This is a genomic window from Shewanella sp. M-Br (assembly GCF_036245925.1).
Lineage (GTDB): Bacteria > Pseudomonadota > Gammaproteobacteria > Enterobacterales > Shewanellaceae > Shewanella > Shewanella oncorhynchi.
This window is the reverse complement of sequence record NZ_BJBV01000010.1, coordinates 139604-164166: the sequence shown is the minus strand read 5'-3', so window position 1 is coordinate 164166 and position 24563 is coordinate 139604. Positions and strand designations below refer to the sequence as shown.

General features: G+C 45.6%; 19 protein-coding genes and 1 tRNA gene. 12 read left to right on the top strand and 8 right to left on the bottom strand.

What is annotated here, in order from left to right:
- Positions 1 to 38 precede the first annotated feature (38 nt).
- The 5 genes from AAA952_RS10765 to AAA952_RS10745 all read left to right on the top strand — a co-directional run bounded on the left by AAA952_RS10765 (position 39) and on the right by AAA952_RS10745 (position 6741).
- Complete coding sequence (locus AAA952_RS10765) at positions 39 to 1361, top strand: alkaline phosphatase (RefSeq protein WP_028759459.1); 1323 nt, start codon at positions 39 to 41, stop codon at positions 1359 to 1361.
- A gap of 183 nt (positions 1362 to 1544) precedes the next feature.
- A complete protein-coding gene (locus AAA952_RS10760) occupies positions 1545 to 2588 on the top strand; it encodes a methyltransferase (protein ID WP_338256902.1) in 1044 nt (347 codons plus the stop codon).
- A gap of 479 nt (positions 2589 to 3067) precedes the next feature.
- A complete protein-coding gene (locus AAA952_RS10755; protein WP_338256899.1) occupies positions 3068 to 4756 on the top strand; it encodes a DUF342 domain-containing protein in 1689 nt (562 codons plus the stop codon).
- A gap of 233 nt (positions 4757 to 4989) precedes the next feature.
- On the top strand, positions 4990 to 5367 hold the full coding sequence (locus AAA952_RS10750; RefSeq protein ID WP_028759298.1) for a DUF4144 family protein: 378 nt from the start codon (positions 4990 to 4992) through the stop codon (positions 5365 to 5367).
- Between the two features lie 231 nt (positions 5368 to 5598).
- Positions 5599 to 6741, top strand: a complete 1143-nt coding sequence (locus AAA952_RS10745) for a site-2 protease family protein (RefSeq protein ID WP_173913176.1) — start codon at positions 5599 to 5601, stop codon at positions 6739 to 6741.
- A gap of 133 nt (positions 6742 to 6874) precedes the next feature.
- On the opposite strand, the gene AAA952_RS10740 is transcribed toward AAA952_RS10745, so the two are convergent.
- From AAA952_RS10740 to AAA952_RS10725, 4 genes are all read right to left on the bottom strand, one after another.
- Positions 6875 to 8338, bottom strand: a complete 1464-nt coding sequence (locus AAA952_RS10740) for an efflux transporter outer membrane subunit (RefSeq protein WP_263201791.1) — start codon at positions 8336 to 8338, stop codon at positions 6875 to 6877.
- A gap of 7 nt (positions 8339 to 8345) precedes the next feature.
- On the bottom strand, positions 8346 to 10379 hold the full coding sequence (locus AAA952_RS10735; RefSeq protein WP_338256892.1) for a MacB family efflux pump subunit: 2034 nt from the start codon (positions 10377 to 10379) through the stop codon (positions 8346 to 8348).
- A 2-nt stretch (positions 10380 to 10381) separates the two neighbouring features.
- Positions 10382 to 11614 carry an efflux RND transporter periplasmic adaptor subunit gene (locus tag AAA952_RS10730; RefSeq protein ID WP_212601354.1) on the bottom strand — a complete coding sequence of 411 codons (1233 nt, stop codon included), beginning with the start codon at positions 11612 to 11614 and terminating at the stop codon, positions 10382 to 10384.
- 513 nt (positions 11615 to 12127) lie between these two features.
- Positions 12128 to 12907, bottom strand: coding sequence for a TOBE domain-containing protein (locus AAA952_RS10725; protein ID WP_198573545.1), 780 nt, complete (start codon positions 12905 to 12907; stop codon positions 12128 to 12130).
- Positions 12908 to 13112: 205 nt separating this feature from the next.
- On the opposite strand from AAA952_RS10725, the gene modA reads away from it, so the two are divergent.
- The 3 genes from modA to modC are packed head-to-tail and all read left to right on the top strand — an operon-like array spanning position 13113 to position 15737.
- Positions 13113 to 13904 (top strand): molybdate ABC transporter substrate-binding protein, encoded by a 792-nt coding sequence (gene modA / locus AAA952_RS10720; RefSeq protein WP_338256886.1) that lies wholly within the window; start codon positions 13113 to 13115, stop codon positions 13902 to 13904.
- Positions 13905 to 13950: 46 nt separating this feature from the next.
- On the top strand, positions 13951 to 14658 hold the full coding sequence (gene modB, locus AAA952_RS10715; protein WP_373317015.1) for a molybdate ABC transporter permease subunit: 708 nt from the start codon (positions 13951 to 13953) through the stop codon (positions 14656 to 14658).
- The gene (gene modC / locus AAA952_RS10710) at positions 14652 to 15737 is read left to right on the top strand and encodes a molybdenum ABC transporter ATP-binding protein ModC (protein ID WP_113941538.1); all 1086 of its coding nucleotides are present in this window, start codon (positions 14652 to 14654) and stop codon (positions 15735 to 15737) included. The genes modB and modC overlap by 7 nt, the downstream gene beginning before the upstream one ends.
- Before the next feature lie 87 nt (positions 15738 to 15824).
- Here modC and AAA952_RS10705 read toward each other — a convergent pair.
- Together AAA952_RS10705 and AAA952_RS10700 are read right to left on the bottom strand one after the other, a co-directional pair.
- Positions 15825 to 15911 (bottom strand) — tRNA-Leu (locus AAA952_RS10705).
- Between the two features lie 146 nt (positions 15912 to 16057).
- Positions 16058 to 17647 (bottom strand): bacteriohemerythrin, encoded by a 1590-nt coding sequence (locus AAA952_RS10700; RefSeq protein ID WP_338256881.1) that lies wholly within the window; start codon positions 17645 to 17647, stop codon positions 16058 to 16060.
- 311 nt (positions 17648 to 17958) lie between these two features.
- Here AAA952_RS10700 and AAA952_RS10695 point away from each other — a divergent pair, with 311 nt between their 5' ends.
- Positions 17959 to 18090 carry a DUF3149 domain-containing protein gene (locus tag AAA952_RS10695; RefSeq protein ID WP_105251481.1) on the top strand — a complete coding sequence of 44 codons (132 nt, stop codon included), beginning with the start codon at positions 17959 to 17961 and terminating at the stop codon, positions 18088 to 18090.
- A 141-nt stretch (positions 18091 to 18231) separates the two neighbouring features.
- Here AAA952_RS10695 and AAA952_RS10690 read toward each other — a convergent pair whose 3' ends face one another.
- Positions 18232 to 18843 (bottom strand): superinfection exclusion B family protein, encoded by a 612-nt coding sequence (locus tag AAA952_RS10690; RefSeq protein ID WP_105251480.1) that lies wholly within the window; start codon positions 18841 to 18843, stop codon positions 18232 to 18234.
- Positions 18844 to 19011: 168 nt separating this feature from the next.
- Between AAA952_RS10690 and AAA952_RS10685 the strand changes: the two genes are divergently transcribed.
- The gene (locus tag AAA952_RS10685) at positions 19012 to 20637 is read left to right on the top strand and encodes a sensor histidine kinase (protein ID WP_105251479.1); all 1626 of its coding nucleotides are present in this window, start codon (positions 19012 to 19014) and stop codon (positions 20635 to 20637) included.
- A gap of 86 nt (positions 20638 to 20723) precedes the next feature.
- Here AAA952_RS10685 and tcdA read toward each other — a convergent pair whose 3' ends face one another.
- The gene (gene tcdA, locus AAA952_RS10680; protein WP_263142810.1) at positions 20724 to 21533 is read right to left on the bottom strand and encodes a tRNA cyclic N6-threonylcarbamoyladenosine(37) synthase TcdA; all 810 of its coding nucleotides are present in this window, start codon (positions 21531 to 21533) and stop codon (positions 20724 to 20726) included.
- Between the two features lie 426 nt (positions 21534 to 21959).
- Here tcdA and AAA952_RS10675 point away from each other — a divergent pair, with 426 nt between their 5' ends.
- Both AAA952_RS10675 and AAA952_RS10670 read left to right on the top strand, forming a co-directional pair.
- Complete coding sequence (locus AAA952_RS10675; RefSeq protein WP_338256875.1) at positions 21960 to 23024, top strand: porin; 1065 nt, start codon at positions 21960 to 21962, stop codon at positions 23022 to 23024.
- Positions 23025 to 23459: 435 nt separating this feature from the next.
- Positions 23460 to 24518 (top strand): porin, encoded by a 1059-nt coding sequence (locus AAA952_RS10670; RefSeq protein ID WP_105251476.1) that lies wholly within the window; start codon positions 23460 to 23462, stop codon positions 24516 to 24518.
- Positions 24519 to 24563 lie beyond the last annotated feature (45 nt).

Below are 24563 nucleotides of genomic sequence, written 5' to 3'. Positions count from 1 at the left end.
GACATCACAAGCGCCTAGCCACTTTCTAGGGATGTGATATGAGTTTCACCAAAGCGCCATTCTTGTTACTCGGCATAGGTTTATTACTATCGACTCCGACTTGGGCCAACATAGAAACAGGTCCAACGAAAGCACCGTCGCGTCCCAAAAATATTGTCATCATGATAGGTGATGGTATGGGACCGTCTTACACTAGCGCTTACCGTTACTACAAAGATAATCCTGACACAGAGGAAGTCGAACAAACCGTATTCGACCGTTTACTTGTAGGTATGGCGAGCACTTATCCCGCCAGTGTCAGTGGTTATGTTACCGACTCAGCCGCGGCAGCAACAGCGCTCGCCACTGGCGTTAAATCTTACAATGGGGCGATTTCGGTCGATACCCAAAAGCAACCGCTGCCGACCATACTCGAAAAAGCCAAATCCCTTGGCCTTAGCACAGGTGTGGCTGTCACATCCCAGATAAACCACGCCACGCCTGCAGCCTTTTTAGCCCACAACGAGAGCCGTAAAAACTACGACGCTTTAGCACTCAGCTATCTAGAAACCAACGCCGATGTATTCTTAGGCGGTGGTCAAAAATACTTTACCCCTGAACTATTAGCACAATTTAAAGCCAAGGGTTATCAACATATTACTCGTTTTGAAGATCTCGCCAGCATCACCCAACCTAAAGTGCTGGGACTGTTTGCCGAAGTCCAATTACCTTGGGCAATTGATGAAAAAGATGCGAAAAAACTCAGCACTTTAACCCAAAAAGCGCTCAGTTTACTGTCGCAGAATGACCAAGGTTTTGTACTGTTAGTCGAAGGAAGCCTCATCGACTGGGCGGGTCACAATAACGACATAGCTACAGCCATGGGTGAAATGGATGAATTCTCCAATGCCATTGAAGTGGTTGAGCAATTCGTGCGTGAACATCCTGATACCCTGATGGTGATCACCGCCGACCATAACACCGGCGGCCTATCGATTGGCGTCGATGGAAAGTACAACTGGAACCCTGAAATCCTACGCAACATTTCAGCCAGTACCGACACATTAGCCTTGGCCGCCATCAGCGGTGAACAATGGCAGGCCGATCTCGCCCGCGGTTTAGGTTTTGAGCTCAACGAAGAAGAAATCGCAAAATTAACGGTCGCCAGAATGCAGGGATTAGAAACCATCGCGGTTGCAATTCGCCATGTTATTGATAAGCGAACTGATACAGGTTGGACAACCGACGGTCACACAGGCACAGACGTACAAGTGTTTGCCGCAGGTCCCGCATCTGAGCTGTTTAACGGCCATCAAGACAATACTGATATCGCCAATAAGATTTTCAGCTTATTGCCAAAACCGAAGAAACCTAAGAGCTAAGCGTTAATCGATTCCTTTCATTAAAGGCAATCACATAAGGCAACCGCATAATGCAGTTGCCTTTTTTATTGGGTCTTTTATTAGGGATTTTATTAGGTCTTAGCGCAGTGATTCGATGCAAACTGGCTCGGGCGTGAATAACGGGTATAATGCCCACACTTAAGTTTATAGGTGCCTGTAACTGTGTTAACTAATCCATCGCAAGTCATTATTCGTAATCAAGACAGCCTAAGCCAACATAAGGTGTTAGTGCTCAATCATGAAGCCGATCTACTGCCAAAAGCCCTGCTCGATGTCGCGGCCTCGGTCGATGCCCTCGCCTTGGATTATCACCATTATTTACACTTAGCGCCGCACGCGAATTCAAAACTGCGTTGCTACTTCGGCCACGAACTGCCACATCAAGACCCAATTAAACCAGAAAAGTACGATACGGTTATCGTTTATTTCCCCAAAGCTAAACCCCTCGCACCCTATCTGTTTAACCTCGCCGCCAGCCATCTTGTGCCTAACGGCCAACTGTTAGTGGTTGGGGAAAACAAAGGCGGCATTAAGTCTTTAGTTAAACTCTTGCCTGAGTATTTTGCGACGGGGATGAAGCTCGATAATGCCCGCCACTGCCTACTGTTTGGTAGCCATTTAGAGGGCAGCGCCCCGGCAATGAAACTTAGCGACTGGGTCAGTCAGTATCAACTCACAACGCCGCAAGGCGAGATCAGTATCTGTAATTTAGTCGGGGTATTTAGCGAAAAACGGTTAGATCTCGGCACTGAATTATTATTGTCACACCTACCAACACTCTCGGGTCGAGTGCTCGATTTTGGTTGCGGCGCTGGCGTGATCACCGCCGCTCTACTAAAAGCACAACCGAGCCTATCCCTAGAATGTGTTGATATTAATGCCATGGCGTTAGCTTCTTGTGAACTCACCCTGGCGGCCAATGGCATGACAGCAAAAGTGTATCCATCCGATGGGCTCAGGCAAACCACAGGAAAATTTAACGGCATTATCTCTAATCCGCCGTTTCATGATGGCCTCGCCAGCACCACCAGCATAGCGCAGAACTTTGTCACCGATAGTGCTAAGCAATTACAACATAATGGTATTTGGCAAATAGTCGCCAATCGCCACCTGCCCTATTCCGATATTATCGCCGCCGAATTTGGCCAATTGAAAGTGGTTGCCGACAACAATAAGTACAAATTGTATTACTTCCAGCACAAATAGCTGTTTGATTAATAACGCGCAGATGCTTTCGCAGAAGCGCGTTATTGGCAACCCAGCCACTCACTCTTATCCCAATCCCTGTTTGTTTTAAGATAAAACCTCCCTTTTATTTTGTTACAAAATTCAATATTGTGATCTGCCGCATGCCCGCAATTCTGACAATCCCCCACTTATAGTCACTCAACAGCCGTCCCTAACATAGGGATTCGATTTAAAACATCAAAATAATGATTAAACCTAAAATCAATATAAGTTGTGGTTTATTCAGTAATTTTTGTTATAAAACCAGAGATAACACTGATTATAAGACTCAATTTTTTATAAAAAACTATTTTAAAATTCACTCATAGACCATTAACAACAAAATGACAACATTTGCTGATTTTGCAGCCAAAAAGGCTTCTTTACCCTAAGTTTCTACTGTTATACTCAAAACAGCTTCTTAACAAGAATAAAACGCAATTACTAGGAATGCCCCTATGCTGGACCCTGAACTCATAGAGCTAAACAGCGATAAGACAAAAGCTGAATTGCGCCTGATCCCGAATGTCCATGGTCCAGTCACCCATGAAGACATAATGCGCCTGTTGTCTTTACCTGAATTCGCCGCCCTGTTTCCGCTAGAGCCAGCCATTACTAAAACCGTCACTAAAATCAACTCTCTTTGTAATCAAGACGATGGAAAATTTGAGCTCTATACTACTTTGGCCGAACGTCGCGATGGCAGCATAGCTATCGAGATTAGTCCCGATAAAATGCAAGCCAGTCTTAAACTTACCGCAGCATGGGGTGGTAAACAGATAGATTTGCCAGAGATCCTCACTCATCTCAAAAAAAACAACGTCTGCATGGGGCTCAGCAAACTTAAAATTCAAGCTCTACTAAAGCAACTCAGCACACTCAAGCCAGGGGAAATCTGCCAAAGTGAAATAGCCCAAGGCAAAGCCCCTGTTAATGGACTCAATGCGGTATTAGAACGCAAAGTATTCCTTGCGCGGGAGCGCTTGCTTCAGCCACAAGAGCGCGAAGATGGCAGTGTCGATATGCGCAATTTAGGCGCAATGATCGTTGTTAAAGCCAATGATCTCTTAATGGTTAAACATTTAGCCACCGAAGGCACTCCGGGCTACAACATCAAGGGCGAAGTTCTTAAACAAAAACCAGGTAAGGATGCAGTGCTTCAAGCAGGTACAGGCACAGCTTTTCATCCCAGAGATCCCAATAAGCTGATCGCCACAGTGCCGGGGCAACCCGTCGAAACCCGTACAGGTATGAATGTCGATGATGTACTGCAACTTAAAGATGTCGACATCAGTACAGGCCATGTCACCTTCAAGGGCAGTATTTTAATCACAGGTGATGTCCACGAGGGCATGATAGTTAAAAGCTCAGGCGATATTACCGTGATGGGGTTTGTAGACTCCGCCACCCTTGAAGCGGAAGGCGATGTCACTGTGAGTAAAGGCATCATTGGCCGCCAGATTAAAGCCAATGAATACTCTACCAATATCTATTCTCAAGGGCAGATCAGCGCCCAATTTGTGCAATATTCTCAATTAGTTGCCAAAGGAAATATCTTAGTCACTAAACAGTTGCTGCACAGTAATACCAAAACCGCTGGCAGTTTAACGGTCAGCGATCCTAGCGGTCGTCGTGGTGATCTGGTTGGCGGAATCGCACACGCTGAAAAAGGCATCACGGCGGTTGTCATAGGTGCAACGGCAGGGACTAAAACTGACGTTTACTGCGCAATGGGACAGGCTGAACTCAAGCAAGATCTCAAGTTACTCGATGAGAGCGTTAAAGCTATGGTCGTCGCCAGTTTAGATATCGAGGCTCGCCTCAATAAACTGCCCCCCAAGTCAGAATGGCAAGCGGACGCGGTTATGATTGAGCAAATAAAGATGATGCTTGATGAGAAGAATCGCATCATGGACGAACGTACCCGTGAAGAGCTTGAATTCGATACCTTTAAACAAGAAGTCGAAGGCTACTACGAAAAATACCGCATCGAAGTGCTTAAACACGTATTCCTTAACGTTGAGCTGCATATAGGTCCAGCAAATCACCGTACGGCACGTGAACACGGCACTTGTTGTATTGCCAATGTTAATCAAGAGATTAACTTTGACTATAACGCCAAGGCCAAAGCTGCACCGAGCACATAAGGTTCACTAGGGTTCTTAACGCCAGTGCTGAGGCGGCTTTCGCTCGGCAGCCAAACCTCTGAACTCGTTCTGGCCTCTATCTATCTTCTCCAAGCGTGGCATACTGCTCACAGATAAACGCACGCAGCAGTATGCCAAGTCACCTTCTTGCAAAATCCTAATCCTTGTCTACTGCCGCCGATTGATCTCAGAGAATACCTCAGAGCCCATTTTAAACTTCCTAAGGATCTGAAATGACTAGCGTTAAGATGTCTAGTATTGAATGGCCAGCGATTGTAAAACTGACTCAAAATGACGAATTACTTTACCTAGAACATCAAAGAGATTGGCTCGAACTGGCCTGTCTCTATCAGCATCACTTCATCGAAACCGATCAATTATTAGACTCCAAAGGGCAGCGATACCTTATCAGTGCCTGTCCACAAAAAATCCATGAAGATCCTGTTGGCGAATTACCTCGATTACTGCGCCAAAAGCAGGATTTACCACTCAATGAATTTATCAAATGGGTTCAAAATCATGCCCAAGCACTAGGACAATGTTGTGTTGCTAAACTGGCTTTCACGACAATTGCCCAAGGAATCGAAATTGTTCGTACCCTCGATGAATAAACAGCAAACACATGATAAGCCATAATAAATGGCTATCAATGACTCAGTTAATCAATAAAAAACAATATGACCTTAAAAGCTAATATCCTCATAATCAATTCACAGGCATAATTTGCCGCGGTGTAACAGCGCTAAGCCAAACGGTAAAGCGCTTAAGATGCACTCCAAAATAACCGTTTTCTGCGTCGACTCAAGGGATGACGTTTAAGTTGGCACTAAATATACAAACAGATGGAACCGAAATTGGAACTACTTAAGATTGACTGCTTAGGCAAACAACTGCGCTTAGAAGGCTCGCTCGCGGGCTGGCAACAACTCTACTGGGACAACACCTTAGTCTCACAAAAAGAAGCTTCCGTCGATAATGGCGGCCTCAAAGTCCATGTCTTTGAGCTCACCCACCACAGCAGCCCATTGGTAACAGAAAGTGGTGAGCAAGCCATCGCCATGACAGAAGCTAAAATCCAAGTTCGCCTCGAAACCGATCTCGTTTGGCAGCCTTTCCGCCTCGATTACTGCTTGCTGATGGATGACAAGATTATCGACCAAGGGCGACGGACAGAGAAAGATATCGAACGCCAAACACCAGAAACGCCCATCGTTAAGCAGCAAAAAATCAGCATGATAGGACTCGCCTCCCTCGGCTTTAAGCTGTTAAAAAGCGCTAAAGTCATAAAGGTAGTGTTAGCGGGCGCCAGTGTTGCCGCTTACTCTTGGCTATTCTCCTTCCAATTCGCCCTCGCACTTATCGCCTGTTTGGTATTCCACGAATATGGCCATATTCGCGCAATGAAATATTTTGGGATGAAAACCAAAGGGATTTACCTTATTCCCTTTATGGGCGGACTCGCGCTCTCCGATGAGAAAATTAATACACGTTGGCAAGATGTGGTGATTTCTATCATGGGACCGACCTTTGGGCTCTTGATGTCCATCGCTTCCTTGATTGCTTACCACGCAACGGGCAATGTGTTTTTTGCTGGCCTTGCCGCCTTTAATGCGCTGCTTAACCTATTTAATTTATTGCCTATTTTGCCACTCGATGGCGGCCATATTTTAAAGAGCATTAGTTTTTCGATGAACAGCATCATGGGGCTGGTCGCCTGCGCCGCCGGTGCCGCTTTCGGAGTGTATATCAGCTACACCTTAGGCTTAGCGCTATTGGGCTTCTTGTTGTTGATCGGCAGCTTAGAAATCATCTTCGAGTGGCGAACTCGCCATCAAAGCCATTTGCTGCCATTAGACAGATACGGGCAAATCTTCTCGGTTATTTGGTATTTGCTCACGGTTGGCGCCTTAGTCGGCATCATCTGGCACTTAGCCGGAACCGGCGATGATATGCTCAGTCTGCCGCTGCAAATATTACGCAGCTAATGTGGCTTAACGGCTAAACGCAGCGCAAAGGCACTAGCACGAGTGCCTACACTTGCACTTGCCCAACAAAAAACCGCTATTAATAGCGGTTTTTTATTTTTCTGTCGCGCTGTGATGCTTTTACAAAAATGCGCTATTCCTTTGCCAAAGGCGGGGCAATATCGCTGCCGCCAAGGGCTTGATAAAGCGTCGCTTGGGCGGTGAGTTGGTTATAGCGATTCTCGAGTAAAGCCGCCTCGGCGCTGCGACGATTCTCTTGGGCATCAATCCAATTCTGAATACCGATAGCGCCATTGCGGTACTGGCTCTCATAAATGGCTTCAACGGCCGCCGCTGCACTGAATTGCTGCGCCAATTTCTCCCCTTGATAGCGATATTGCTGCTTAGCCGAAATCGCGTTATCGACATCTTCAAAGGCGGAATAAAGCGTCTTGCGATAATTCACCACTGCAGTTTGATAATCGATATCGGCAATGTCATTATTGATTTGCATTTGATTCCACTGCAAAAAGGGCAAGACTAGCCCCGCGCCTAAACTGCCAACGGGATTACGTAACAACTCTTTTAACTCAGAGGTCGACTCCCCAACACCGCCGGTTAAACTCAGGCTTGGAAAATAACTCGCATAGGTCGCATCTTTACTCGCCAAGGCGGAGCGCAGTTGATACAAGGAGGCCTTCACATCTGGGCGTCTCACTAATAAATCTGCGGGTACACCCACGCTAACGTCCGGCACTGCTACGTCGGGGAGTTGCTTAATCTCAACCCAAGTTCCCCCTGAGGCTAAACTCTGCGCAGGAACAGCTGCAGGTGCCTGATTCAGTAATATCACGAGGGCATTTTTAGCCACAGTTAATTGCTGAATAAGCTGGCTATGGGCAGCCTCTTGTCCCGCCATACTGCGCTGAGCTTCAAGCACATTCACTTGCGTCACGGCCCCAGAATCATACTGCCTTTGGGTTAATGCCAGCGTTTGCTGACTGTACTCGATACTCTTTTGGCTTAAATCAATCCGTTGATTTAAATAACCTATCTGCCAATACAAGGATGCGGTGGTCGCCACTAGGCTTTGGGTGGTACTTTCTCTATCTTCGGCGCTCGCCAGCGCAGCCCATTGAGCTTGGTCGATATTGGCCGACACTTTGCCCCACAAGTCCACCTCATAACTCACGGACAATTTCGCTTGATAACTCTTAGTCGCATCGCCACCCTCAAATGGCTGATTACGGGAAGCGTCAAGGTTTGCCGATAACTGTGGGTATAGATCATCCCGCGTTAGCCCTGCCTGCAAGCGTGCTTTACGCAGCGTTAAGGTCGCTAGGGTTAAGTCATTGTTAGTGCTCAATACTTGGCTGACCAGCTTATCGAGCTCGGGCTGATGAAACTGCTGCCACCAAGGATCAACTCTCACTTGCTCATTCACTGTGGTGTTTTGCCACTGTTCGGGAATAGCCAGTGCGGGCGGTTCAAAGTCTGAACGCATAACACTGCCACAACCACTCAACAGGGCTATGCACAGAGCTGGTCCCAAAGCCGTACAAACAGCAATAGCGCAGCTACGAGGCGAAAATGGTTGATTAAATAGTTTAGTATTCATGGTGTTATTATTCTCTGGCTAGTGCATCAACGGGATCTAACTGCGCCGCATTGCGGGCGGGTAAGAAACCAAATAGCACACCAATTAAGGTCGAGCAGGCAAAGGCAGCAACGATGGAGGTGGTGGAATAAATCATTTGGAAACTGCCCCCCGTTTGAGCAAACACCACGCCAATTAAGTAGGACAAGGCGATGCCTAAGGTGCCACCACACAAACACACTAAAATGGCTTCGATAAGGAACTGGCGCAAAATATCGTTCTGGCGCGCACCCACGGCCATACGAACACCGATTTCACGGGTTCGCTCAGTCACAGACACTAACATAATATTCATCACCCCAATTCCGCCAACGACAAGGGAAATCACCGCGATAGCCGAGATCAGTAAGGTCATGGTTGCCGTGGTTTTTTCAATGTTCTGCCTAATGGTATCGGTATTAATGGTGAAGAAATCTTGCGTGCCGTGGCGCATCTTAAGCAGCGCGATAATGCCCTGCTCCGCCGCGTTACTCGGCACAGTTTCATCGAGTCGAACGGTAATACCATCCAAATAATTTTTACCCACCATACGGCCAGAAACTGTGGTGTAAGGCACCCACACATTAAGCGCATCGCTGTTACCAAAAGCACTTTCTTTAGGTTGAGTCACACCTATGATACGTACGGGTAAATCTCCAAGGAAAATCACTTGCCCTATTGCCGAGTTATTGTCGGCAGCGCTGTTAGGAAAAAGCTCCTTACGGGTGTTGTCATCAATCACCGCATCTTGGGCGAGCGATGCGACACTTGCATCATCCCAAAATTGGCCCTGCGCTAACTCGTACCCTCTTACACGGAAAAACTCAGGCCCCACACCATTCACCGATGCCGATACCGCTTTATTACCAAAACGAACCGTTGCAGTAGAACCAATGCTTGGTGTCACGCTATCAACATAGGGCAGATTTTTAAGGGCATTGGCGTCCGTTGCGGTTAAGGTGCGCACCCGCGCCGAGCGTCTATCGCCAAAACCTGAACCAGGGCGAATATCAATCGTGTTAGTTCCCATCGAACTGATACTTTTGAGAATGGCCTGCTGCGAGCCTTCACCTAAGGCCACCACAGAAACCACAGAGGCGATACCGATAATAATCCCGAGCATAGTCAAGAAAGTACGTAACCTGTGGGTCGACATTGCCACCAGCGCCATTTTAAGCGCTTCGACATATCTGTCCCACGAAGCCACCCGCGCACGCGAGCCATCTTTTGCTGCCACTGCACCGTTAGGCTTTTGTGACGCCGTATTTTGTAATGTTGAGCTTTGCGACGTCGAAGTTTGTGACGTCGAGCTTTGTGGCTTAGCCGTTTGTTTATCCTGACTGCGCTCATCGCTGATGATCACGCCGTCTTTGATTTCGATAATGCGGTCGGCATATTGGGCCACATGCATATCGTGGGTCACGATAATGATGGTATGACCGTCGCTGTGAAGCTCCTGCAACAACTGCATCATTTCTTCGCCGCTGTGACTATCCAATGCACCAGTCGGCTCATCGGCAAGGATCACATCACCGCCATTCATCAAAGCGCGCGCCACACTGACCCGCTGCTGCTGTCCGCCACTGAGCTGATTGGGTTTATGGTCAAACCTGTCGCCAAGGCCTAAACGCGTTAACAAATGCTCGGCCCTGTCTTTACGAACCGTGCGTTCTTTACCCGCATACACAGCAGGCACTTCGACGTTGCCTATGGCGGTCAAATCACCCAGTAAATGATAACGCTGAAAGATAAAACCAAAGTGCTCGCGGCGCAGCTGCGCTAACTCATCAACGTCCATAGTCGAGGTATCTTGGCCGTTGATAAAATACGCGCCCTTTGACGGCTTATCTAAACAACCAAGAATGTTCATTAGGGTCGATTTACCCGAGCCAGAAGCACCTACTATCGCCACCATCTCGCCACGGCCAATCGACAAGTTCACATCTTTCAGCACAGTGAGTTGCTGCTCACCCGCCTGAAAAGTGCGATAACAACCTGAAATTTCAAGTAATGCCGTTGTCACTGTTAAAACCTCACGCTAGGTGGGCGACGTAATTTACTGCTGCCATCATCGGAAGACGGCATGCCAAGCACAACCTGATCGCCTTCCTTCAAACCCGCGGTGATTTCAGCATTGATTTTGTTGTTAATCCCCACAGTGACATCCACATATTGCACTTGGTTATCAACTAACACAGGCACTTGATATTGCGGGCCGCTGCGGGCTTTACGCTCGACAGACTTAGCCTCTGGCACCGCGGATTTCTCCCTCGGCTTTATACGCAATATCTGCGCAGGCACTAATAGCGCATCATCGGCCTTAGCTAACACTATAGACACCTGCGCCGTCATGCCGATACGCAAGGTGCGGTCAGGGTTTTCTACATCAAACAGACCATGGTAATAAATGGCGTCTGAGTCGCTAGAGCTCATATTGCTATCGTCGCCATCCATCGAAATCGGCCCAGGCTCAATCGCCCTCAAAACGCCACGGTAGGGATGATTCGGTTTTCCAAGAACCGTGAAATACACGGCTTGACCCGGATGGACATTGACAACATCCGCTTCAGAAATCTGCGCTTTAACTGTCATGGTATCCAGCTGCGCCATTTCAACTATGGTCGGTGTCGTTTGATTGGCGTTAACGGTTTGCCCCACTTCCACCGCGGAATACACCACAGTGCCATCCATCGGCGCGGTAATTTTGGTATAACCTAAATCGATTCTGGCACTGTCGACGTTAATCTCAGCCTGTTGTTTTTGCGCTTCTAATTGCTCAAGCTCGGCTTGATAAACCGTTAGATTAGCATCGGCCACTTCATAATCGGCGCGGGAACTGGCCTTATCGGCAAGCATTTGCTGCTGGCGGCTAAATTCCAACTTGGCTTGGCGGATCTGCGCCTGTTTAGCACGGAACTGAGCATTGATACTCTTGAGTGATGCGAGGGCATCCTTCAAATTATTCTGCTGCGCTAGGCTATCAATCTGAGCAATCAAATCGCCTTTCTTTACTTCATCACCCAGTGCCAGCGGCAAACTTAAGATTTGCCCCGATACCTGCGCACCTACACTCACCAGTTTGGATGCCTGCAACATGCCATTGGCAAGTACTGAGTTTTCGATATCGCCACGGCGCACAGCTTCAGTTACATAGGTAGGTGCCATTTCAGGCTTATGCCACATAAAATAAGCACCGCCACTCAGGAGTATTAAGCCGCTTAACGCGAGCAGCAATTTACGCTTTGAGGATTTTTTCATCGGTATTGTCGTGTCCATCAATGCTAAAGACAGCAAGCATTCATCTTGCTAAGGAACTGAAATTGTTCCAACAGTATATAGAGTTAGCCAAAGACAGTAGACGAAGGAAGTGTCGTTAACAGGTAAAGATTTGCAAATATCTGTGTAGAAATTGACAAGGAAAGCACGATTGAGTGGTGCTTAGACTGCCATGCCGATTTAGTACGATACCAAATCGTTAGGTGGTAAATTGTTGGTGTCTACATTCTATGACTGTGCCACTTGTGGTAGTTCAGCCATTCAAACGAATCTAGATACAGACTTCATTTGATTCTTTTTCAAGAAAAATCAACGTCGTAAGGTGAAGCCCCACGACGTTGATCTTCTCTAAAAGAATGAAAAATACAAATCAAGTTCGTAAATAAAAGAAACCATTAGATTTCCCACCAACCCATTGCGAAAACAATAACGCCAAGTCACTGGCCATCCCCAGTGAATAACCCAATGATTAATCGAATTAATTATTCAATTCGACTAATTCATGCTGGCGAGGATCACCTGCGTGGCATCAAAACAGGCGAAACATGATTCGCCGACAGCCAAACTCTGCATTTGGGTGAGTGGCATCACTGAATAGATGATGTCTTTGCCATCAATATCTATGGCTAATTCGGCCTTATCGCCAAGTTCAGTCACGCTCAGCAAACGACCGCTTAGGCAATTTTGCCCATCAACTTCACAGGCATGAGTCGTCGCCAGTACAGCGGGGGCTTTAAACAGTAACAACACAGATTTATCCAGGGCTAACTGCAAGCGTTCGCGGCTCGAATGGGTCACTGAAATCTGAATCTGTTGTCCGCCCGCTAAGGTCACGCTGATTTTGTCATTTAATCCAAATGAATCAATGCTATTGATACGCCCCGTTAACTGATTGCGGGCGCTGGTGTTGAGAGAGAAATGCGCCATCACATCCAATAAACTGTGCATATCGACGGACTCATCGAGCAAGGCAGCCAAAGCCATTTCTTGTACTTGGGAGGTGATGGAATACACCTTAAGCAACCGTTCGCCAAATTCGGTGAGTTTAGCGCCGCCACCGCCTTTGCCGCCCTTTTCGCTACACACTACGGGTTCGGGCATGGCGGTGTTCATCTCATTGATCGCGTCCCACGCCGCTTTATAACTGATCCCCGCAAGCTTGGCGCCTTGGCTGATCGAGCCTGTGTTGGCAACCTGCTCAAGCAGGCTTATCCGCCTAGGATTGGCGAAGGGCTTATCCCCGAGGGAAAGCGTAAGTAATGCATGTAAATCCATCGTTTATCCAGCACCCAAGTCTGACTTGAGTCCTATTGTCCTTCATCGTCTTGAGGATACCAATAAGATTGCCGAGATATTTCAGCGGATTAATGCCATTAATCAGCAAGAAACCGCACACAGATCACTAATTGATTGCTTAGGACTTGAATGATCGATATATAGATTGGTATATAACGATCACTTTTTATCACGGAGGAACACAATGAAATCCATTTACCTTAAGCAATTACTGCGTTTTACCACGGCTTCGTTATTCACAATGGTACTGACATCTAGCCCAATTTTTGCGGCAGACAATGAGCAAGTGACTGTTTTTGCAGCGGCATCGCTCACCAATGCACTTAACGAAATCGGCCAGCAATATGAAAAAGAACACAATACTAAGGTGATATTCTCCTTCGCCTCTTCTTCAACACTGGCAAAACAAGTGGCCAATGGTGCGCCCGCCGATCTGTTTGTCTCGGCGAATCAAAAGTGGATGGATTATCTGGTCGATGCTAAAGCGGTCGATGTTAACAGCCGAAAAACCTTGTTAAAAAATACCTTAGTCTTGATTGCCGAGAAAAATAGTCCCATCACAGAAGTCGTGCTCAATGGCGATTGGGATATTAAAACCGCATTAAAAGGCAGTCGTATGGCTGTTGGCGATCCAGATCATGTACCCGCTGGACAATATGCCAAGCAAGCCCTCGAAAACCTCAAGCAGTGGCAAGCCGCTGAGCCCTTACTCGCCCGTGCTAACAATGTCCGTGCCGCCCTCGCTTTGGTTGAACAGGGTGAAGCGCCGCTTGGCATAGTGTATTCAACCGATGCGAAAGTCGCTCAAAAGATCAAAATCGTTGGCACCTTCCCAGAAACGAGTTACAGCCCAATTGAATACCCTGTCGCCTTAGTCAAACAAGAATCGACCGCAAGCGCCAAAGCGTTCAATGAGTATCTGCAGGGCCCAAGCGCAAAAAATGTGTTTGAGAAATATGGCTTTGGAGTGAATTAGGGTGCTGAGTGGTTCTTTGTTAAGCGGCTCATTTTTAAGCGGCTCTATGCTAAGTGGCTCTCTTTTAAGCGACTATGAAATTGCCGCACTGCTACTCAGTATAAAGGTGTCATCCGTTGCCGTTATCGCCAGTTTACCCTTGGGTATTTTGTGCGCTTGGTTGCTGGCAAGGGTCGAGTTTCCTGGCAAGGCTATATTTGACAGTGTGCTCCATCTACCACTGGTGTTACCGCCCGTGGTAGTGGGTTACCTCTTGCTGATCAGCATGGGCCGCCAAGGTTTTATCGGCCAGTGGTTATTTAATTGGTTTGGCATCAGTTTTAGCTTTAGTTGGCGCGGTGCGGCCCTCGCGGCGGCGATAGTGTCATTCCCGCTGATGGTCAGAGCCATACGCCAATCCTTTGAAACTGTTGATATTCGACTCGAGCAGGCCGCACGCACTTTAGGTAGCAGTCGATGGCGGGTATTTCTCACCATCACACTGCCGCTCACCTCTCCAGGGATAGTGTCAGGCATAATTATCGCCTTTGCTCGCAGCCTAGGGGAATTTGGTTCGACCATTACCTTCGTTTCTAATATTCCCGGTGAAACTCGTACAATTCCGCTCGCTATGTACTCTTTTATTGAAACCCCTGGGGCAGAATATCAGGCCATGCGTCTGTGCATTATCTCGATCGTTATCGCGCTCGCGTCTTTACTCGCCTCCCAATGGCTGAGTAAAAAAGCCCTGCAGAGGACAGCAAGCGTATGCTAAGGATCAATATTGAAAAACGGCTCGGACAGTTGCAACTGAAAGTCGATACCCAATTGCCATTGCAAGGCGTGACAGCCGTTTTTGGCCGCTCGGGTGCGGGTAAAACCTCGCTAGTGAACCTGCTCGGCGGGCTTTCGACCCCAGATAGCGGTGAAATCCGCCTCGGTGACAAACTGCTTTATCAACAAGGCAAAGTGAACCTTCCCCCAGAGAAGCGCCAAATTGGCTATGTATTTCAAGAAGCACGACTGTTCCCGCACTATAGCGTGAAGGGCAATCTCAACTATGGTATGCGTAAAGCTAACCCAGTGTTATTCGATAGAATTGTGCAACTACTAGGGATTGAAAAACTCCTCAGTCGTTATCCCAGCACGCTATCGGGCGGTGAAAAACAACGGGTTGCAATTGGCCGTGCCCTGCTGACATCACCTGACATGCTGCTAATGGATGAGCCGCTGGCATCACTCGATTTACCCCGTAAACGCGAGTTACTGCCCTACTTGCAAACCTTATCGCAGGAACTAAAACTGCCGATAGTGTATGTGAGCCACAGCCTAGATGAGATCTTACAACTGGCGGATTATATGCTAGTGCTGCATCAGGGAAAATTGATTGCTCAAGGCGCCTTAAGTGAAGTGTGGAATAGCGAGCAAATGCGGCCTTGGGTGCCATTGCAGGAACTCAGCTCACTCCTCAGTGCAAAGGTCGCCGACAGACATCCCGACTACCCCATGACGCGACTCGTGATGGATGATGGAAACTATTTATGGGTAAGTGGCTATTTGGCTGAAACGGCAAAGAAACTCAAAGTGCGTATTCAGGCAAATCATGTCTCGGTTTGCACTGAGCTCCCCAAAGGCTCAAGTATCCGTAACCTGCTAAAAGGAGAAATTAAAGAGTTATACCCCAGCGATAACGGCGAGCAAATCCAATTAAAAATCGCCCTAGGCCGCGATGAACTTTGGGCCAACATCACCCCTTGGGCCTGCGACGAACTGCAACTCACTCATGGCAAAGCGATTTATGCGCAAATCAAAGGTGTGACTATGACACAAATGGATATCGCCGAATCCCACTAGCTCAACCTAGAGCACCGAGCGAAAACCAAATTTCAGGCACAAAAAAACCGACTCTAGGTCGGTTTTAGTTCCTTCATCTGAAGGATTTGGTACCAGTGGCCAGACTCGAACTGGCACGCTTTTAAGGGCGGGGGATTTTGAATCCCCTGTGTCTACCGATTTCACCACACTGGCATATCAAATATGCACTTAGAAGCAATCAAAACAACTGGCTGTCTCTAAGTGCTGGGAATTATACCTTTGCTTATGACAATGGCAAGTCTTTTGCCGCGACTTTAATACAAATTGCATTTAACCGCTCAAAAATCATGCTCTTGGGGTTATTCTGCGCCATGGGATAATAAAAAAACGGTATATTCTTTATCACTTTTTTGAATATGGTTTACCAACCAAGCTTTCAAGAAAGCCATTAATTCGTCGGCAACATCTTCACCTCTAACAACCCGCTTTTGAAAATCAAGTACTTGCCCAACTAACTTGCCGTGTTTTTCCTTGTGGCTGTCAGTTTGAGGGTAACCAAAACGCGCAAAGAGTTCCTCTTCATAGGCAAAGTGATTCGCGGTGTAATCCACTAACCCTTGCACGATACGTTTGATGGCTTCGAGTCCATACTCTTCATTTAATGTGCGGTGTAATTCATTGATCAATGAGACTAAGCGCTGATGTTGACGATTGATCTCTGGCATCCCTATGTCTAACTCAGGCCCCCATTTCACAAAGAGTTTATTTTGTGCCTGACTCGAATTAAAAAATGCCGCATTCACATGGAATCGATGTAGCAAGGAGCCGATTTCCTGCGACATGTTATACACTTTCAAACTCGATAAGTTAGTGTTGTTGGTGTGGGAGGCATTACTGAGGGCTAGCTCAGCCATCACACTGATATTTTTATTAATTTCCTCTGCTACTGTATGTTGTTGTCCCGATGCCGTGGCGATTTGGTGGGACATATCGGTAATGGTCTCCACCTGAGCGACAATCTGCCCGAGTGCACTGTGAGCTTGATCAACCATATCAGCCGTTTCGTCGGCAATCGCCACGTTTTTCAACATGACTTCAACACCATGTTGTGCGCCTTTTTGTAATGCGGCGATTTGCTGCTGGATCTCAACCGTGGCTTCGGATGTTCGTTTAGCGAGATTACGCACTTCATCGGCGACTACAGCAAAACCGCGACCATGTTCACCCGCTCTCGCACTTTCAATGGCAGCATTTAAAGCGAGTAAATTAGTCTGTTCGGCCACCTGCGAAATGGTTTCAATAATGCTACTGATATTGTTGCTATCGGCGGCCAAATGCTCGATCACGGTTCGAGTATCATGGATCTGTTGCGACATAGCGCCAATTTTAGTGACTATGCCATTCATGATTTGATCGCCGCGCTTAGCAGAACTTTGGGCAATATCAGCTGCCTGCGCAGCACTCACCGCATTTTGCGATACGGCTTGTACGCTTGAAACCATCTGCGTCATCGCACTGGCGGCCAGTTCAGTTTGATGCTCTTGCTCTAACACGCCTTGCTTTGCCTGTTCACTGATAACCTTGATATCCGAGGCGACTTTTTTCATCCCTTCACAGGTATCAGATAAAGACAAAATCGTACGGCTGACATCCTCACCCATGCGATTAATGTTATGTACTACCTTAATGAACACACCCGCATCTTTCTCTTCCAATTGATAACTCAAATCTCCCTCGCCTAAGTGGTGTGCTGCACGCTCAAGTTGTCTCAAATTACGAATTAATTTATTGATGTTGAACATTAAAATGGCGGCGAGCGCGCTTAAACACAAAATGGCAACAAAGTGCCCTGTGCTCACCAAACAATAGAGGGGATAAATCAGCAACAATAGTGGCGCAAAGATAGAATTATATCCCATTGAATCCTTGTGACTTTTTTTAGAATCCATTTTTTACTCCTTTAAAAAACTGATATCGCGCCTTCATATAAAAACAAGAACGAATAAATGGAATAGCGCGTTAACTGAATATCGATCGAGTTGAATAGGTTAATCCTAGACGCTAACGGAAGAAGAAACAAAGCTAAATTATTTGAACTCGTCGCTGTTAAGCATACCTTTAAATTTGACCAAGATCACAGAGTTAACTAAGCGTTATGACTTTGTATTCCTATGTCGATTTTTTATTGATCGAGATCAGTATTTTAGCTATCGAATACCGCTAATTTAGCGAGGACTTCACAGGAAAGAGGATTTCAGTCATGGCATTTTGGTTAGATCTAATGTTTGGTAACCCCATAGGCTTACTTTCAATGATCGTTATCTTTAGCACAATAGGGATAGTGTCTTATATCACTTGGATGTTCATTGTGAAGTCGGCACCGAAACCATAGTTTTTGCTCCAGTTGTTCTTCATGTTTCTTGTATAAATGCAAAATCTAGGGGGTCTTATCACCCCCATTTTTTGTTGTCTCGCATGTTAAAAATGCTAACTAAAACATAGCTAGCACTCATCCGAGTGAGGTAGAACACGCCTATGCTGCGTGTTTTCTGTTTTGTACTAATCCATTCAAAAATTGCGGACGCGCCTTAATCAACGACTGCATTTCTTCTTGGCTCGGCTCACCGGCTGGCAAACGCAGCACATCACGGTTGAGGTACATACGCGCTTTCATGGCAATCTTATAGTCAGCGGTCGGTCCCTGAATCGCATAATGGCGCTCGTTACCGAGCTTTTCTAAGATGCAGGCATTCACTAAACTTTTTACAGCGGGTTCATTTTGCGGCAGAGTCAAAATCGTGGCGCCTTGAAGAAAGAATTCCCTCACTAAAGCTCGCTCGGCGGGATCAAGTAGATTCACTTTAGCTTCAATCGTCTCAATAACACGCTTATCACTTAAATGACGGATAGACTCATCTAAGCCTAAGTTAATTAATTGACTCAAAAAATAAGCGATAGAAACGATTAGACCTAATCCAACAAACTGTGCATGTTCTGGTACAAATTTATCGAGCGCCAGCACTGCCAGCACATTAGGGGGAATAAGAAGTAAGACAGAACAACTCACCATAAGCCACAGCATGACTCTAAACATCATTTTCTTCGGGCTAAAAAACTTAACTGAATCCAGCTTGAGTTTAAACATAGTGCTATCCCAGTGACAAAAAATTGAACTTATCGGCTAATAAGCAAATTTAATGCCACAAATGAAGACATATTTCGTTGATTTTATCTGCGAGAAAATGCACTTTCTGGATCTGTAGGTCTATGCTTATAAGCATCTCAAGCCGCTATTGCATAAAGAAAATTTAAGATGCTGACATTCTTTAGCCAACTTATCAAAAGCCCCATAGGCAGGCACCTTACCCTGTCTATTGTACTTTTTAGTTCTGTTATCACCTTAATCACCACTGCGTATCAGTTGATCAGTGATTATCGCAATGATGTAGTGCGTATCGATAGAGTATTTTCCAACATGGAAAAGGTGAACTTAGATGTGCTCGCCGCCAGTATTTGGGTTATTGACGAGCGACTCATTAACACTCAGCTCAATGGGCTAATTCAGCTGCCCGATATTAACTATATTTCGATTAAAGATGACAGCGGCCAAGCATGGAATGCAGGCGAGCAAAAACAAGAACACTCCTTAGATAAAACCTTTCCCTTAGTCTATAAATCACCGACTGAAAACATCAATGTCGGCACACTCGAAATACAAGTCGATGTCGATGCTATCTATCAACGCTTGTATGATAAGGCCATTATCATTCTGCTTTCTAATGGCATTAAAACCTTCTTAGTGGCTGGGTTTATTCTATTTTTAGTGTGGTTCAACATTACTAAACACTTAGATAAACTCAGCCAATACTGCAAAAATATCGACATAGACCATGAATACGAGCCACTACAATTTGACCGTCATGAAAAAATTGATGAATTCAAACAAGTCGCCGATTCCATCAATAGCATGCAAGTACAACTTAGAAGCTCATTTAGCGCCTTAAAGAATTCTAAGACGGAACTGCAAATAGCCTTAGAAGATAGAGAGCGGCTACTGAAGCTCGAACGTAGCTATAAAGAAGAGCTAGCAAGACAAGTTAAAGAAAGAACACTAGAGTTAGAACAATCCCTTAGCGCACTAAAACGAGCACAACAGGTTTTAGTTGAGCAAGAAAAAATGGCGGCCTTGGGTGGACTCGTGTCAGGGGTTGCCCATGAGATAAACACCCCAATTGGCATTTGTTTGACGGCGGCGAGTGCGCAGCTCAGCCATATTGAAGAACTAATCGACCTGATCCACAGCGATCAAGCCACATTAGATGAGATAAATGAAATACTTAATGAGTACCAAGAAAGCTGTGAACTCATTGTCCGTAATATCACTAAAGCCAGTAGTTTAATTCAAAAATTTAAAACGATCGCCATCGATCGCAGTCACGAAGAACACCAATGCTGTAATCTAAACCAGCAGCTACATGAAATCCTAGAGTCGACATTAATTATGCATCCCAATGTTAACGCCTCAACGGAGATCAACGTGGAGCCTACACTCAATATCAAAACCAATATCAGTTTGTTAAATCAAATTGTTAGTAATATTCTCTCGAACGCCTTTACCCATGCATTCCAAGGACATGAAGACAATCTTATCCACATTAGTGCGACTTTGGATGAAGAATCAATTCAAATCAGCATTCAAAATAATGGCTTAGCCATTCCAGCCGATGTTGCTGAGCACATGTTCGAACCCTTCTTTACTACAAATCGTAATAAAGGTGGTACTGGCTTAGGATTATCAGCGGCCTTTAATGCCGCAACACTGTTGAAAGGCACTATGAGTTATCGCGCAGACTCAAAACTAGGCGGCCCGCAATTTGATATTAAATTTCCATACACTCAATGTGAACCAGTCAATAATCAACAAGATTTTTATATCTAGGTATAACCTAATGAAATTACATAATATTGAAGGGGCATCACCGCCCTTGAAAGCGGTGATATCTTGACTGAATCTAGGTTAAGAGTTTAAACCGCCTCTTGAGCCTGCTGTGCCAATCGCGCTAACACGCGACTTGCCGCCACAAAACCAAATGTCCCAGTGACCATAGTCACAGCCCCAAAGCCAGAAGCACAATCCATCCTCATGCTGCCATCAGCCGCCGCTTTAGTACCGCACACTGAGCCATCGGCTTGGGGATACACTAACTGCTCACTGGAAAAAACAGCATCGATAGCAAAACGGCGTTGCACGTTTTTAGAGAAGTTATACTCGCGGCGCAAAATATTACGCACTTTGGCTAGCAAAGGATCTTGGTAGGTTTTAGCGAGATCAGTTAACTGAATTTGCGTCGGATCTGTCTGTCCACCCGCACCGCCCACTGTCACTATCTTAATTTTTTGACGTTTACACCAAGCAATTAACGCAGCCTTCTGCTTAACGGCATCAATACAATCAATAACATAATCAATATTGCCACCCTCTTTAGCTCCAAGCAAATACTCGCCTAGATTATCCAATGTAATAAAATCTTCAATTTCATTCACTTGGCAATCAGGATTAATTTCACGGATCCGTTGTGCCATCACAGCAACTTTAGAACCGCCGATGGTGGAGCTAAGAGCATGTATTTGTCGGTTAGTATTAGTGACGCAGATATCATCTAAATCCATCAAACTTATCTGCCCTATGCCGCTCCGCGCTAAGGCTTCAGCCGCCCAAGTACCGACGCCACCAATACCAATTACCATCACATGGGATGTGGCAAATTTAGCCAACGCCTTTTGTCCATACAAACGGCCAATTCCGCCAAATCGATTTTGATAGGCCTCAGTCATAAATACTTACCTTATATTACCCAATAACAGCAGGAACGCTTGCCCCAGCATCCAGTAGACACCAGCTGGGACAGCTTAAAAGCAACACCAGAAATATGCCGTGGATTCTAAACGATATCGACATAAACCGAAATCAGATCCTCAGCCACCAAACACTAGATGCAAAGGGATACGAATACTAAATGAGTGTAATAAAAGCAAAAAACCATCATTTACCACCGAGTCATTTGGTAATCGACTTAATAAAAACATGTATTTCACTTGTAAAACAATATGTTGAATAAGCCATCCTTTATATGAAACTTGATCAAGATCACACTTTATCATTTCAAGTCTGTGCAGACTTTGCCGCATAAAAGCTCAACAGCATGCATAGATACTGAAGTTATCAATGCATATAACAGCGATAAGCACAGGAAAATGAAGATGAAAAAGAATCTACTGACGACGGCTATTATTTCTAGCCTCACACTCTATTCATTCACAGCACTCGCCGATGGCCCTGAATTCTATGGCCATGCTGATCTTGCCATTACCAATTCAGACACAGGTTATGCAACTCAAAACCAAAAGGAGGGCACTGTTCTTGAAAACAACTTCTCTTGGTTAGGCGTAAAGGGTTCTGAAACTGTAAGCCCTTACTTTGACATCATTTATCAAATGGAATTTGGTGTCGAAAACTTTGACAACTCAAATAAAACCTTCAATGCCCGTAATACATTCCTAGGTATCAGAAGTGCCGCAGGTACGGCCTTAGTAGGCCGTAACGATACGGTATTTAAAGCAGCTGAAGGTAGCTTCGATCTTTTCGGTAATACCAATGCTGATATCGACTTACTGGTTGCAGGCCAAACACGCTCCGCCGATGGCATTTCTTACTATTCACCTAAAATTGCCGATCTCGTGACGCTTAATGCCACTTATCTGATGAGTGATAACTATGACCAAGTGGATAGCAATGGCAACGACGTGTATAGCAAAGATCAAATGTATGCTCTGAGCGCCACCTTAGGGGATAAAGCCTTTAAAGCACAAAACTACTATGTCGCTGCCGCCTATAGTGATGGTATTGATAACGTTGAAGCCTACCGTGGTGTGGCCCAAGCTAAATTCGGTGACGTAATCTTAGGTGCCTTATATCAACACAGTGAGCATGTAGATGATAAGTTTGCCAATCTCTCAGGCGATACCTATTTTGTCAACGCAGCCTACTTAATTGGCGACTTAAAACTAAAGATGATGTACGGCAAAGATGACTCAGGTCTAGGCAAGTACGTGAGCCGTTATGTTGGTGACCAAGACAACAGTGCCCTAGAACAGGTCCGTGATGTTGACCTGCAACAGTTCAGTGTGGGCGCAGATTACCGCCTGAGCACTAAGACTATGGTCTATGGTCACTACACGCGCTTCGATGGTGATCTTATGTTGGCCGATGTAAAGCAAGACCTGAATGACAACATCTTTACTGTCGGTTTACGCGTTGATTTTTAAATAGATTAATCAACTAACCCCAAGGTTATTTATTGATAAAAAAGCGGCTTCGGCCGCTTTTTCTGCTTAGATATCGCCCCCAAACACAAATCTATAACCAATATGACAGACTTGCTACAGCATTAGTATATGCTACAGTTACCCTCGCCGACGCACTATCTAAGGCAATCCGCCTTACCTACCACTTAAGTAGTAAGTGAAAAATAGAGTTTTACCCCTTTCAGGTAAATTTGCAGTCAAGATATAAGGAAAGATCCCAGAAATGGCCCGAATATAGGCAAGGAGAGCCAAAAACATGATCTGCGCCACAGCCTGCGAGTCGTAAAACTGTAAAAATCGGCGGCAACTTTGTTACCGACTCAGGTAGCAAATGCGTTAAACCACACAAAAACCATGAAAAATGGATAAGAACTTAGGTTCGAGGGAGCACAAAACATGAAAAAGACATTCATCTCTGCATCAGTTGCATCAGTATTGGCATTGGCTTCATTCGGTGCGCTAGCCGAAGGCCCAAGCTTCTATGGTCGTTTAGAGCTTGCTCTAACCCATACTGACACAGGTGCCACTCTACAATCAGGTACTAACGGCTTAGAAGCAAACTATGCCGATGAGAATAACGCAGGTACTTATTTAGAAAACAACTTCTCTCTATTAGGTGTTAAAGGCTCAGAAAAAATCGCTGATGGCTTTGATGTTATCTACCAAATGGAATTCCAAGTTGAAAACACTTCTGGTGCAGGTGATGTTTTCAAAGCACGTAACACTTTCTTAGGTTTAAAAACTAACGCTGGTACTGTGTTAGTGGGTCGTAATGACTCAGTATTCAAACAAGCCGAAGGTGCTGTGGATATTTTCGGTAACACTAACGCCGATATCGACCGTTTAGTCAGTGCCCAAACTCGTACTGCCGATGGTGCTTGGTACTATTCACCAAAAATTGCAGGCTTAGTGACATTAAACGCTAACTATCAATTTGATGATAACGACACTACAGCTAAGACTTCTGAAAGCCTATATGCATTAAGCGCAACTCTAGGTGACAGCAAGTTTAAAGAACAGAATTACTATGCTGCAGTAGCCTATAACAAAGGCATTGCTGGTGTTGATGCGTACCGTTTAGTTGGCCAAGCAAAATTCGGTCAATTCAAAGTCGGTGGTTTATTCCAAAACTCTGAAGATGTTGTGAACAATGACATCGAAGGTAACACTTACTTTGTTAACGTTTCTTATGATCTAAACGGTGTAAACCTGAAGGCTGAATACGGCATTGATGAAGCTGGTTTGGGTGGCGCTTACACTAAACTGGGCGGCGTAAAAGGTGCTGATGACATCAATTTCCAAAACTTCAACATTGGTGCTGATTATCGCTTAGCGAAATCAACTATGATCTATGGTCAATACGCTATGTACCGTGGTGATTTTACTGTTGCTAATGCTAAAACAGATCTACAAGATGACAACGTATTCTCTGTAGGCGTACGTTACGACTTCTAATCTCTTACCTAAGAGATAATAGAAACCTACTGTAGTAATACAGTA

Bases quoted from the DNA above. Each gene is read 5' to 3' on its own strand.
- AAA952_RS10695 (WP_105251481.1), top strand. From the start codon at position 17,959: ATGGCATTTTGGTTAGATCTAATGTTTGGTAACCCCATAGGCTTACTT.
- modC (WP_113941538.1), top strand. From the start codon at position 14,652: ATGCTAAGGATCAATATTGAAAAACGGCTCGGACAGTTGCAACTGAAA.
- modB (WP_373317015.1), top strand. From the start codon at position 13,951: ATGCTAAGTGGCTCTCTTTTAAGCGACTATGAAATTGCCGCACTGCTA.
- AAA952_RS10675 (WP_338256875.1), top strand. From the start codon at position 21,960: ATGAAAAAGAATCTACTGACGACGGCTATTATTTCTAGCCTCACACTC.
- AAA952_RS10700 (WP_338256881.1), bottom strand. From the start codon at position 17,647: ATGGATTCTAAAAAAAGTCACAAGGATTCAATGGGATATAATTCTATC.
- AAA952_RS10730 (WP_212601354.1), bottom strand. From the start codon at position 11,614: ATGAAAAAATCCTCAAAGCGTAAATTGCTGCTCGCGTTAAGCGGCTTA.
- AAA952_RS10740 (WP_263201791.1), bottom strand. From the start codon at position 8,338: ATGAATACTAAACTATTTAATCAACCATTTTCGCCTCGTAGCTGCGCT.
- AAA952_RS10685 (WP_105251479.1), top strand. From the start codon at position 19,012: ATGCTGACATTCTTTAGCCAACTTATCAAAAGCCCCATAGGCAGGCAC.
- AAA952_RS10670 (WP_105251476.1), top strand. From the start codon at position 23,460: ATGAAAAAGACATTCATCTCTGCATCAGTTGCATCAGTATTGGCATTG.
- AAA952_RS10745 (WP_173913176.1), top strand. From the start codon at position 5,599: ATGGAACCGAAATTGGAACTACTTAAGATTGACTGCTTAGGCAAACAA.
- AAA952_RS10765 (WP_028759459.1), top strand. From the start codon at position 39: ATGAGTTTCACCAAAGCGCCATTCTTGTTACTCGGCATAGGTTTATTA.
- AAA952_RS10755 (WP_338256899.1), top strand. From the start codon at position 3,068: ATGCTGGACCCTGAACTCATAGAGCTAAACAGCGATAAGACAAAAGCT.
- AAA952_RS10690 (WP_105251480.1), bottom strand. From the start codon at position 18,843: ATGTTTAAACTCAAGCTGGATTCAGTTAAGTTTTTTAGCCCGAAGAAA.
- tcdA (WP_263142810.1), bottom strand. From the start codon at position 21,533: ATGACTGAGGCCTATCAAAATCGATTTGGCGGAATTGGCCGTTTGTAT.
- modA (WP_338256886.1), top strand. From the start codon at position 13,113: ATGAAATCCATTTACCTTAAGCAATTACTGCGTTTTACCACGGCTTCG.
- AAA952_RS10725 (WP_198573545.1), bottom strand. From the start codon at position 12,907: ATGGATTTACATGCATTACTTACGCTTTCCCTCGGGGATAAGCCCTTC.
- AAA952_RS10750 (WP_028759298.1), top strand. From the start codon at position 4,990: ATGACTAGCGTTAAGATGTCTAGTATTGAATGGCCAGCGATTGTAAAA.